At 39.3% G+C, this 11,165-nt stretch carries 9 protein-coding genes; 7 read left to right on the top strand and 2 right to left on the bottom strand.

The features are described from left to right. Nucleotides 1-474 precede the first annotated feature (474 nt). The gene (locus NE664_04740) at nucleotides 475-690 is read left to right on the top strand and encodes a DUF896 domain-containing protein (protein ID MCQ4725970.1); all 216 of its coding nucleotides are present in this window, start codon (nucleotides 475-477) and stop codon (nucleotides 688-690) included. Between the two features lie 66 nt (nucleotides 691-756). Here NE664_04740 and NE664_04745 read toward each other — a convergent pair whose 3' ends face one another. After that, nucleotides 757-927 carry a hypothetical protein gene (locus NE664_04745; GenBank protein ID MCQ4725971.1) on the bottom strand — a complete coding sequence of 57 codons (171 nt, stop codon included), beginning with the start codon at nucleotides 925-927 and terminating at the stop codon, nucleotides 757-759. Nucleotides 928-1,485: 558 nt separating this feature from the next. Here NE664_04745 and serC point away from each other — a divergent pair. The 6 genes from serC to NE664_04775 all read left to right on the top strand — a co-directional run bounded on the left by serC (nucleotide 1,486) and on the right by NE664_04775 (nucleotide 9,430). Next, on the top strand, nucleotides 1,486-2,574 hold the full coding sequence (gene serC, locus NE664_04750; GenBank protein ID MCQ4725972.1) for a 3-phosphoserine/phosphohydroxythreonine transaminase: 1,089 nt from the start codon (nucleotides 1,486-1,488) through the stop codon (nucleotides 2,572-2,574). 21 nt (nucleotides 2,575-2,595) lie between these two features. Further along, nucleotides 2,596-3,771, top strand: a complete 1,176-nt coding sequence (locus tag NE664_04755; protein MCQ4725973.1) for a phosphoglycerate dehydrogenase — start codon at nucleotides 2,596-2,598, stop codon at nucleotides 3,769-3,771. Between the two features lie 452 nt (nucleotides 3,772-4,223). Then, the gene (locus tag NE664_04760) at nucleotides 4,224-5,474 is read left to right on the top strand and encodes a DUF1015 family protein (protein ID MCQ4725974.1); all 1,251 of its coding nucleotides are present in this window, start codon (nucleotides 4,224-4,226) and stop codon (nucleotides 5,472-5,474) included. Nucleotides 5,475-5,590: 116 nt separating this feature from the next. Next, complete coding sequence (gene trkA / locus NE664_04765) at nucleotides 5,591-6,943, top strand: Trk system potassium transporter TrkA (protein MCQ4725975.1); 1,353 nt, start codon at nucleotides 5,591-5,593, stop codon at nucleotides 6,941-6,943. A gap of 15 nt (nucleotides 6,944-6,958) precedes the next feature. Continuing rightward, on the top strand, nucleotides 6,959-8,398 hold the full coding sequence (locus NE664_04770) for a TrkH family potassium uptake protein (protein ID MCQ4725976.1): 1,440 nt from the start codon (nucleotides 6,959-6,961) through the stop codon (nucleotides 8,396-8,398). 477 nt (nucleotides 8,399-8,875) lie between these two features. Beyond that, complete coding sequence (locus NE664_04775; GenBank protein ID MCQ4725977.1) at nucleotides 8,876-9,430, top strand: XRE family transcriptional regulator; 555 nt, start codon at nucleotides 8,876-8,878, stop codon at nucleotides 9,428-9,430. 233 nt (nucleotides 9,431-9,663) lie between these two features. Here NE664_04775 and panB read toward each other — a convergent pair whose 3' ends face one another. Next, on the bottom strand, nucleotides 9,664-10,488 hold the full coding sequence (gene panB, locus NE664_04780; GenBank protein ID MCQ4725978.1) for a 3-methyl-2-oxobutanoate hydroxymethyltransferase: 825 nt from the start codon (nucleotides 10,486-10,488) through the stop codon (nucleotides 9,664-9,666). Nucleotides 10,489-11,165: the final 677 nt, after the last annotated feature.

An 11,165-nucleotide genomic window follows, 5' to 3' on the forward strand; every position in this document is an offset into this window, starting at 1 on the left:
ATACGCAGGGTTTTTATTTAAAAAGTATCTTTATATCGATTCTATAGGCAAAAATCCTTTCATACGTACCAAATTCAATAGCTTTTATCTTAAAAAAATTCAGGCATATACTATCTTGCTCCCGGTTAAAAATCTTTGAACAAATTTACTTTTCCGGAATTGCGAAAAGGCTCAAATTTATTCCAATCCTACGATTTATTTTGTTTGCTCACACATTTTTCCGATATGGAATTTATCCTTTAAACCGAAATTTGAAATATTTTCGTCATTTTTCATTTTCCATTCCCGATACCAATCATAAAGAATTAAACCCGCAGTATTATCCATTATATAACCTTTCCGAGTTTGTCAGCAGACACTGCTAATCGTAATTATTAGGTCATAATCGAACAAATCGGAAGCTTATAATATTGTAAAGCATATATTTGTATGATATATTATAATCACTTTAACCAATGAAACGGGGGTTTTCATATGAACGAAAATGAGGAATTATCTGTCACATCGAGAATTAACGAGCTTGCTAAAAAAGCAAAAACAGTCGGCCTTACAAAAGAGGAAGAAGCTGAAAGGGACGTTTTGAGAAGGGAATATATAAACGCATTCAGGCAAAATCTCCGTTCCCAGCTTGACAGGATAGAAATTGTCGAAAGCGACGGATCCAAAAGCCCTTTAAAAAAGAAAAAATAAAATTACGGCCGGAAATCTCCCGCAAATAGAAAACGGAATTTCCGGCCTCTTTTAGTCATTATTAATTTACCAAACGTCTCCGTTTGAAATATCGTCAATCATGTTTTCCGCCTTGTTTAAAACCTTCTTGCCTTTTCTCACCATTTTTCTTTTGGCCGATTTATTCATAAGCATATATTCTGTGCCTGCAAGGGCCATAAGCCCTCCCAATACAACGCCTGTTGTAAATTTTTTCATATTGTTTACCGCCTTTCTCTAATTGATTTTAAACATTAAAATGCTTTATTATTATTTTACAAAAATTAAATTTTAAACTGTTAATAATTCCTGAAAAAATTATGTCAAAAAGGTTTTTCCACTTTCAAAATAATGAAATTTTATCAAAATTAAGGCGTTTTGCAAAAAAATAATATATGTTTTTTGTAAAATTTTAAAAACCTATTGCAAAAATAATTTGTTGTGATATAATCGTTATCAGTTACTTTTTAAAAGACAAATGTACACAGCTAAAATAACAATGACAAAAGCTAAACCTGAAAAGGCTTATTCAGAGAACCGGTGTCTGGTGAAAACCGGGTTTGCGTATATCAGGCGTTCCACTTTTGTAGTTGCCGGCGACGAGTCGGAAGGGTCCGCCCTTTAAAGCGGCAATGAGAGGATATGTTTATACATGTCAATTCGGGTGGCAACGCGGAGGAATATCTTCCGTCCCAAAGATATACGCTTTTACGGCGGCTTTTGGGACGGAAGTTTTTTTATATAAAATTATGCCAATTATTTCAAGGGGGAATATATATGAACAGAGTATTTAATTTTTCAGCAGGTCCTTCAATGCTTCCTTTGGAAGTTCTTGAAAAAGCACAAAAAGAATTTGTGTGCTATAAAAATACAGGTATGTCCGTTATGGAAATGAGCCACCGCTCAAAAGATTATGAAGAAATCATATTCGGCGCCGAAGCGACTTTGAGGGAGCTTATGGCTATACCTGACAACTATACGGTGCTTTTCCTTCAGGGCGGCGGCAGCACACAGTTCGCCATGATTCCGCTTAACCTTATGAATAAAAACAACAAAGCCGACTTTGTTAAAACCGGGCAATGGAGCAAAAAAGCCATTTCTGAAGCCGAAAGGTACGGAAAAGTTAATGTTGTGGCTTCTTCCGAAGATACAGTCTTTAACTACATACCGGAACTTGACCCGTCCAAATTCGATAAAGAAGCCGATTATTTTTATATGACGCTTAACAACACCATTTACGGCACACATTTTCCAGACAGTAAAATACCGGATACAAACGGAGTTCCTATTGCCGCCGACATGAGTTCAAACATACTTGCCGAAAAATATGACATTACCAAATTCGGCCTTGTATTTGCAGGAGCGCAGAAAAATCTCGGCCCGGCAGGCGTTACAGTCGTTATAATCAGAAATGACCTTATAGGAAACGAAATGGATTTTACTCCTACAATGCTTAAATATTCAACCCATGCAAAAGAAAGATCCCTTTACAACACGCCTCCTACATATTCGATATATTTTGCCGGCCTTGTGTTTGAATGGGTTAAAAATATGGGCGGCGTCGAAGCAATGCAGAAAATAAATGAGGAAAAAGCGGCCGTCCTCTATGATTTCCTTGACAATTCAAAGCTTTTCAAAGGCACGGTTGTTCCCAAAGATCGTTCACTTATGAACGCACCGTTCGTACTTCCTACGGAAGAATTAAATGCGAAATTCATCGCCGAAGCAAAAGCAAAAGGCTTTGTAAATCTTAAAGGCCACCGCACAGTCGGCGGCATGAGGGCATCCATGTATAACGCCATGCCTATTGAAGGCGTTAAAAAGCTTGTTGAATTTATGGGTAAATTTGAACTTGAAAATAAATAATCTAAATTGGAGGAAACAGAAATGTATAATATATTGACGCTTAACGCTATATCGGAAAAAGGCCTCGCAAAGCTTCCGCCGGATCTTTTCGCAATTTCGGATAAAACGGAAAATCCCGACGGCATAATCGTAAGGAGCGCTGAAATGCATGAATATGAAGCTCCCGGCTCTCTTCTTGCCGTAGCGCGCGCCGGAGCAGGAACAAACAACATACCTATCGACAAATTCAGTGAAAACGGCATAGTTGTATTCAATACCCCGGGCGCTAATGCAAACGCAGTTAAAGAACTTGTTTTAACCGCTATATTAATTTCATCAAGAAAAATAGTTGAAGGAATAGAATGGTCAAACAGCCTCAAAGGCAAAGAAAATATCGACAAACTTGTCGAAAGTGGCAAAAAACAGTTTGCAGGCCCTGAAATAAAAGGCAAAAAGCTCGGCGTTATAGGCCTTGGAGCAATAGGCGTGCTTGTTGCAAACGCCGCCGTTGCCCTCGGCATGGAAGTTATAGGATACGATCCGTTCCTTTCGGTTTACTCCGCATGGAGCATTTCAAGCGAAGTTGAACTTGCAGACAGCATAGCTTCAATCGTTACGCAGTGCGATTACATAACGGTTCATGTGCCGCTTAACGCCGACACAAAAAATATGTTCAACGACGAGCTTTTCGGCATGATGAAAAAAGGTACGAGGCTTTTGAACTTCTCAAGGGGCGGCCTTGTAGAAACGGCGGCGCTTAAAAAAGCCCTTGCCGACGGCGTTGTTGATAAATACATAACCGACTTCCCAAGTGAAGAAGTTTTAAACCTTGACAACGTGCTTGCAATACCGCACCTCGGAGCGTCTACTCCGGAATCGGAAGAAAACTGTGCGGAAATGGCCGCTATTGAAATTAAAGCGTTCCTTAAATACGGCACAATTAAAAACTCAGTAAACTTCCCTAACTGCGAGGCGCTTTATACAGGCAAAGCAAGAATTACCATCGCACATCAGAATATACCTAACATGGTTGGTTCCATGACGGCAATATTTGCAAAAGAAAACTTAAATATTGACAATATGATTAACAAATCCAAAGGCGAATGGGCGTACACAATTATAGACCTCGACAGCCTTTGCGGCAAAAACGACACTATTCTGGCTGAACTTCGCGCGCTTCCCGGAGTTAAAAAAGCAAGGATTGTAAGGGAACAATAATTTCAACATCATTTAACGCTTGTATTTGAATGTGTAAAATAAAGTAAATATAACCTCGGCTTAAAATCATTTTTAATCATTTTAAGCCGGTTTTTTTTCGTAAAAAAGTTTTTCCACTTGTTTCATAATTAAAATATGCGCCGTGCTCCGACTCAAAATCAAATGTCCCGCGGCTGCCGTCGTTTTTCCATTATCAGGAGCCTTCAAAATTTACGGCAACATATGCGGATATATAACAGGCTTCTTAATTTAACCGCTAATAAAATCAGCCTTTATTTATTGGATTTTTTACCGTTATATGGTATTATAATTTAATAGATGTTAATAAACCGCCGTATTTGCTGTACGGCGGCTTAAATCAAAACGGCTGAAAACATTAAATATTATGTACTTTCCGCATTTTCAGCCTGTAAATACGGATTAAACAATTATTAAATTCAGAGGTGTTTTTAATGGCTACAATAAGACAGTTCAAAGCTATACGCCCAACCGCCGACAAAGCGCGGGAAATAGCCGCTCTGCCCTACGACGTTATGGATGAAGCCGAAGCAAGACAAACGGCGGAAGGAAATCCCCTTTCTTTCCTTCATGTTGACAGGGCTGAAGTGGATTTTCCTTTAGGCACAGATCCTTACAGCGCGGAAGTATACGAAAAAGCCGCCGAAAACCTAGAAAGCATGGTTAAAAACGGCCTCCTAATACAGGACGGCAGTCCCTGCCTTTATCTATACCGCCTTACTATGGACGGACACAGCCAGACAGGGCTTGTCGCATGCGTCCCGATAGACGAATATATAAACGGCGTTATCAAAAGGCATGAACTTACCCGCGCCGAAAAAGAAGAAGACAGGATAAAACACGTTGACGCATGCGATGCAAATACGGGGCCGATATTCCTTTCTTATAAAGATAACGGCAGTATAAAAGATATAACGGAAAGCTGGATATCAAGCCATGAGCCGGCCTATGACTTCAGATGTTGGGATAAAGTAAGCCATACGCTTTGGGTAATAGACGACAAAGACACAATAGAAAACCTCGTCGAATTATTCAAGGAAGTGCCGTGCCTTTATATAGCCGACGGACACCACAGGGCGGCGTCCGCTGTTAAAGTGGGGCTAAAACGCCGGGAAGAAAATCCGGGCTATAACGGAAGCGAAGAATTTAATTACTTCCTTTCGGTAATATTCCCTCAAAGCGAACTTAAAATAATGGAATACAACAGGCTTGTCAAAGATCTTAACGGACTTTCGGAAAATGAATTTATAGAAAAAGTTACGGAAAAGTTTTTTATTATGCCGTATAATTTCGGAAAATCCTTTAAACCCATTATGCCCCACCAATTCGGCATGTATTTCGGCGGCAAGTGGTATATTTTAACGGCGGATCCGGAAAATATACCTGACGATACTGTCGGCGCCCTCGACGTTTCCATACTGCAAAACAATCTTCTCTCACCGATACTCGGAATCGGAGATCCCCGTACAGACAGCCGCATTGATTTCTGCGGCGGCGTAAGGGGCATTGAAGAACTTGAACGCCGCGTTGACTTAGGCGAAATGAAAATTGCATTTTCAATGTTCCCGACTTCTATGGAAGAACTGACGGAAATTGCCGACAAAGGACTTATAATGCCTCCTAAGTCCACATGGTTTGAGCCTAAGCTCAGGAGCGGTCTGCTGATACACTCGCTAAAAGGCTAAAACGCCGCACTTTTCCATAAAATTTCTATGCATGACCCCCTTTCATTTGAAAGGGTTTCTTAATACAGGCCAAAATTAATTGCCATACAAAGAGCCTTGATTAAACGGAGGAAAAAATGAAAATTATTGTTGTAGGAAGCGGCAAAGTCGGCTATACCCTTTCGGAACAGCTCAATGACGAAGGCCACGAAATAACTATGATAGACATAGACGGCGACAGGCTGCAGAATATATCTGCAACCCTCGACATAAAAGGCATTATAGGAAACGGCACAAGCTATCATATACAAAAAGAAGCCGGAGTTGAAAACGCCGATCTTTTAATCGCCGTTACAAACCATGACGAAATAAACATGTTAAGCTGCCTTATAGCCAAAAAAGCCGGAAACTGTCAAACTATAGCGCGGGTACGCAGTCCCGAATACTACGAGGAAATAGCCTTCATACGGGAAGAACTCGGGCTTTCCATGTCAATAAATCCCGAGCTTGCGGCCGCCGAGGAAACGGCGCGGCTTCTTCAGTTTTCATCGGTTATAGACGTAGATACATTCTCACAGGGCCGCGTTAACCTCATAAGGTTCAAAATTCCCGAAAGTTCAATATTAAGCGGCATTAAAATAAGGGAACTTCCCTCAAAAATAAACATGAATTCCCTTATATGCATACTTGAGCATAACGGCAGCGTATTTATTCCCGACGGAAATTCATGCCTTGAAGCGGGCGATATTATTTCGGTTATACTTCCCGTTGGCAGGTCCGCACAGTTTTTCCAAATGGCGGGCGTTAATAACAGACGCATATCGTCCGTTATGATTGCCGGCGGAGGCACAATAGCATATTACCTTACAAAAATACTTTTAAAGTCGCGGCTTAAAGTAAAAATAATAGAACATAATCTAAACCGCTGCAAACTGCTCAGCGAACTGTTGCCGGAAGCAATGATTATTTACGGCGACGCCACGGACCAGCAGCTTTTAATGGAAGAAGGCATTAAAAAAACCGACGCTTTTGTATCGCTTACGGATATGGATGAAGAAAATGTTATGTTGTCGCTTTATGTAAACCATATATCTAATGCGCGCCTAATAACAAAAATTAACCATATTTCATTTGAAGAGGTTATAAAGAGCATCCCTATAGGCAGCGTTATTTATCCAAAAAATATAACTGCCGAACACATAATACGCTATGTACGCGCAAAACAAAATTCCCTTGGGAGCAATATCGAAACGCTTTATCGCATGTGCGATAACCGGGTTGAAGCGCTTGAATTTATCGTAGCCGAAAACTCAAAAGTAACCGACGTGCCATTGGAACATTTAAAAACGCGGGATAATCTCCTTATATGCAGTATACAAAGAGGAAAACAATTTATTATACCCTCGGGCAAAGACAGCATAAAAGTCGGTGATAAGGTTATAGTTGTTACAACCCACAAAGGGCTTACAGATATTAATAATATTATTTAATTTTTAGAGGTTATTATGAATTTTCAAATTATATCTTATATAATAGGCTGGGTTATATTCCTTGAAGGCAGTTTTATGATACTTCCGCTTTTAACCGCCATCGTTTACGGCGAACGGACAGGCGTAATATTTGCGGTATGTTCCGTCGCATGTTTAATAGGCGGATATATCATGATGCGAAAAAAGCCGAAAAATTCCCTTTTTTTTGCACGCGAAGGATTCGTGACCGTAGCGCTTAGCTGGATAGTCCTAAGCATTATCGGCGCCCTGCCTTTTTATATAAGCGGTGAGATCCCGAACTTTATAGACGCCGTATTTGAAACCGTATCAGGTTTTACAACAACCGGAGCAAGCATATTATCGGATGTTGAGGCGCTTTCAAAATGCCTGCTGTTTTGGCGCAGCTTTACTCATTGGATAGGAGGTATGGGAGTGCTTGTATTCATATTGACAATCCTCCCTCTTGCCGGCGGACAGACAATACACCTGATGCGTGCCGAAAGCCCCGGCCCTTCCATAGGTAAGTTCGCCCCTAAAATGAAAAAAACGGCGTTTATACTATACGCTATTTATTTTGTAATGACAATAATAGAATTTTTAGTCCTTGCAGCTGGAAATATGCCTATTTTCGACGCCATATGTATTACGTTCGGTTCAGCCGGTACGGGAGGGTTCGGAATATTAAACGACAGTATGGCAAGCTACGGCGCTTATGTTCAGATGGTAACGGCTTTATTCATGTTCCTGTTCGCTATTAATTTTAGTTTTTACTATGTACTGCTTTTCGGACGCGTGCGCGATGCATTCAAAATCGAAGAAGTACAATGCTATTTCTTTATAATGATTATAGCGGTTGCCCTGATTACAATAAACCTTCACCTTGTCGACGGCAATTTTTGGTATCATTTAAAGCATGCAATATTTCAGGTTTCGTCCCTTATGACCTCAACAGGTTTTTCCACTGTTAATTTCAGCGAATGGCCTCAGTTTTCAAGAACAGTGCTGGTTATTATAATGTGTATAGGCGCCTGTGCCGGAAGCACAGGCGGCGGCATTAAAGTTTCAAGGGTTATAATTTATATTAAAACTGTAGGAAAAGAACTTTCATACCTAATACACCCGCGCAGTGTTAAAGTGCTTAAAATGGATGGGAAAATAATACCTCATGAAGAGCTTAGGTCCGTCAATATCTTTTTGATAACATATGTGCTTATACTTGGCATATCCGTGCTCATAATCGGTTTTGACGAATACGACCTTACAACTAACTTTACGGCTGTTGTCGCAACCATAAACAACACCGGCCCCGGGCTTGACCTTGTGGGCCCTGCCGGAAATTTTTCCATTTTTTCTCCGCTTTCAAAGATTGTGCTTATGTTCGACATGTTGGCGGGCAGGCTTGAAATTTTCCCGCTTCTGCTTCTGTTTTCGCCTGGAGCCTGGAAAAAAAACTAATAAGCCAAAAACGGGCTGCTTTCGTATGCAGTCCGTTTTATTTTTGCCCCATAATAACATTACACTCTTAAAACATACCTTAGTTCCAAAAACTTTTCTTATTCCACAGACATATAAGCCCATTTCCATCAATAAAAACACCTTTAATTCCATATTTTGCCATAAAATTCATGTAAAGCCATAAAAAAAATTTATATCAAATTGCCTTATAATTTTTGACAGTTTCACTTAAAAAATAAAGTATTATTTAATAATTTAACCATATAATAAATACACACTTAAATATTTTAAAGTATAAATTAATAAATATGTTAACTCGCATAAATATTCTCGATACATAACATCATAATTCGACATATAAATTTAATTTTTTATTATTTTTATATTGAAATCGTGGCTGTTTACGTTTATTATTAGTATATAGACAAATTATAATATAAAGTATTTCTTAATTGTTTAAATATAAAGGAGAATTTTATGCTTGGAAAGAAAATACGAGAAACGCGTAAAAGCAAAAAACTTACGCTTAAAGACCTTTCTGATGCCACCGGGCTTACTTCTAGCTATATATCGCAAGTAGAAAGGGAAATTGTTGATCCGTCTATTTCATCTCTCAGGAAAATATCGGCGGCGCTTCAGGTGCCTATGTTTACGCTTCTTGACGACACCGAAAAGCATGCCGTTGTAGTAAGGGTTGATCAGCGCAGAAAAGTGCTTTTCCCTAAAAGCAACATAGTTTATGAATTCTTAACTCCGACTTCTTCAAGTGAAATCGAGCCTGTTGCGCTTGAAATAATAGAAATAAAGGTAAAAGGAAAAAGCTGGAGCCGCGACGACTATTCTGTGCATACAAATGCCGAAAAATGTATACTCATGCTTTCCGGCTCGCTCATAATCGATCTCGGCGATGAAAATATAGAACTTTACAAAGGCGATAGTATTTATATACGCCAAAATATTCCACACAAGGCGTTTAACCCAAACGACGAAGAAGCTACGGCGCTTATATGTATAACTCCGCCTTCATATTAAAATAACGCTTAAAATACATATACTTCCCGCAAGCGCTAAACATCCGTAAGCATATATACGTCTTTCACTTAACCTCTTACGCAGTATGCCTAATATATATTTAACGGAATGAAATAAATAACTCAATATAATTATTATTATGTATTAAAAAAGGCTGCCTAAAATTCAGGCAGCCTTTTACAGCGTTTTTTAATGCTGTTTTTAAATAATATGTGGATTTATTATAGTTTTAATTACTCTTCAAAGCCTTCGACTTTTGTGTTATATGAATATTCAGGAGTTGGGAATGCGCCTGTGTTAACTTCATCAGCGAATGTATCAAGGGCATCGATTACGATTGTCCTTAAATCAGCATATTTCTTAACAAATTTTGGAACCCAGTCGCTCATTCCTAAAATATCAGGCCATACGAGATCCTGTGAATCGCAGTGAGGGCCAGCGCCGATACCCATTGTAGGGATTGTAAGTTCTTCTGTAATTTTCTTAGCAACGCCGGATGGCATGCCTTCAAGGTTGATAAGGAAAGCGCCTGCTTTTTCAACAGCCTTAGCTGTTTCAAGAAGATGTAAAGCCGCCGCGTTGCTCTTGCCCTGAACCTTGAAACCGCCCATCATAGCTGAGGACTGAGGAGTTAAACCAATGTGGCCCATTACAGGGATACCTGCTTTAACAACAGCTTCAATATAAGGAACGGCGTTCATGCCGCCTTCCATTTTAACGCAGTCACATCCGCCTTCAGCGAAAATCCTTGTTGCATTTTCAACAGCCTTGTTTATGTCGCCGTTGTATGCGCCAAAAGGCATATCGCCTACGACAAAAGTGTCAGGAGCGCCTTTTACAACATGTTTAATATGATAAACCATATCGTCTACCGTTACGCCTACAGTGCCTTTTAAGCCAAGCATAACCATGCCTAAAGAGTCGCCTACAAGAATCATATCTACCTTAGATGCATTTACAAGCGTTGCCGATGTGTAATCATAGCACGTAACCATTGAAAGTTTTTTGTCGCTGCCTTTTGTTGCCATGATTTCTGGAACTGTGATTTTCTTTTTCATCTAAAATTTCCCCCTTGAAAATAAAAAAACTATATAAAGCCAACATTTGCCTTATCTCACATAACCTGTACACAGTAATGCGGACATCCCGCGCTTTCCGATATACATACGTCAAGTATCCGCCTTTGTTTTAAACCGCGGCTTGTACGCAAAAAGGAAATATGCGGCTTTTCCGCATGAAGATAAGCGCAGCGGAACATCCGTCCCGGCATGCACACTCTTTGTAAGCCTTAGGCAACAGACTTATTATCATTATAACTCACAAAACGATAAAAATAAATGATATTTATGCCGAAGTTTTTTAATTAACTCAAATTATTTTTGTAAAATTTTGTTTAAAATTTAACATTTTTCATTGGCCACGTACAAAGTAAAATATGAAACAGTCAAAATTACCAATAATATAACAAAAAATGCAGTATATACTGTTTTAAAGTTGGTCAAATCCACTATATCGACATAAAAACAACTCCTTAATCATACCGATGCCATAATCCTCCGCCCTAAGATTTTTGCCGTTGTATGCAATTTTTATACATTCGTACTACTAAATAAAATCAAACGTTTTATATTTAAAATACTTATTTTCGGTTTCCAAGATCATACACTGTTGGAAACGGGCATTAACGGAATAATATAGGCGTCAAAAGCATTTGAAGCCTCGCCGGCAACGCCTG

This window comes from Anaerotignum faecicola, from assembly GCA_024460105.1.
Classification (GTDB): domain Bacteria; phylum Bacillota; class Clostridia; order Lachnospirales; family Anaerotignaceae; genus JANFXS01.

Bases quoted from the DNA above. Each gene is read 5' to 3' on its own strand.
- NE664_04740 (MCQ4725970.1), top strand. From the start codon at position 475: ATGAACGAAAATGAGGAATTATCTGTCACATCGAGAATTAACGAGCTT.
- NE664_04745 (MCQ4725971.1), bottom strand. From the start codon at position 927: ATGAAAAAATTTACAACAGGCGTTGTATTGGGAGGGCTTATGGCCCTT.
- serC (MCQ4725972.1), top strand. From the start codon at position 1,486: ATGAACAGAGTATTTAATTTTTCAGCAGGTCCTTCAATGCTTCCTTTG.
- NE664_04755 (MCQ4725973.1), top strand. From the start codon at position 2,596: ATGTATAATATATTGACGCTTAACGCTATATCGGAAAAAGGCCTCGCA.
- NE664_04760 (MCQ4725974.1), top strand. From the start codon at position 4,224: ATGGCTACAATAAGACAGTTCAAAGCTATACGCCCAACCGCCGACAAA.
- trkA (MCQ4725975.1), top strand. From the start codon at position 5,591: ATGAAAATTATTGTTGTAGGAAGCGGCAAAGTCGGCTATACCCTTTCG.
- NE664_04770 (MCQ4725976.1), top strand. From the start codon at position 6,959: ATGAATTTTCAAATTATATCTTATATAATAGGCTGGGTTATATTCCTT.
- NE664_04775 (MCQ4725977.1), top strand. From the start codon at position 8,876: ATGCTTGGAAAGAAAATACGAGAAACGCGTAAAAGCAAAAAACTTACG.
- panB (MCQ4725978.1), bottom strand. From the start codon at position 10,488: ATGAAAAAGAAAATCACAGTTCCAGAAATCATGGCAACAAAAGGCAGC.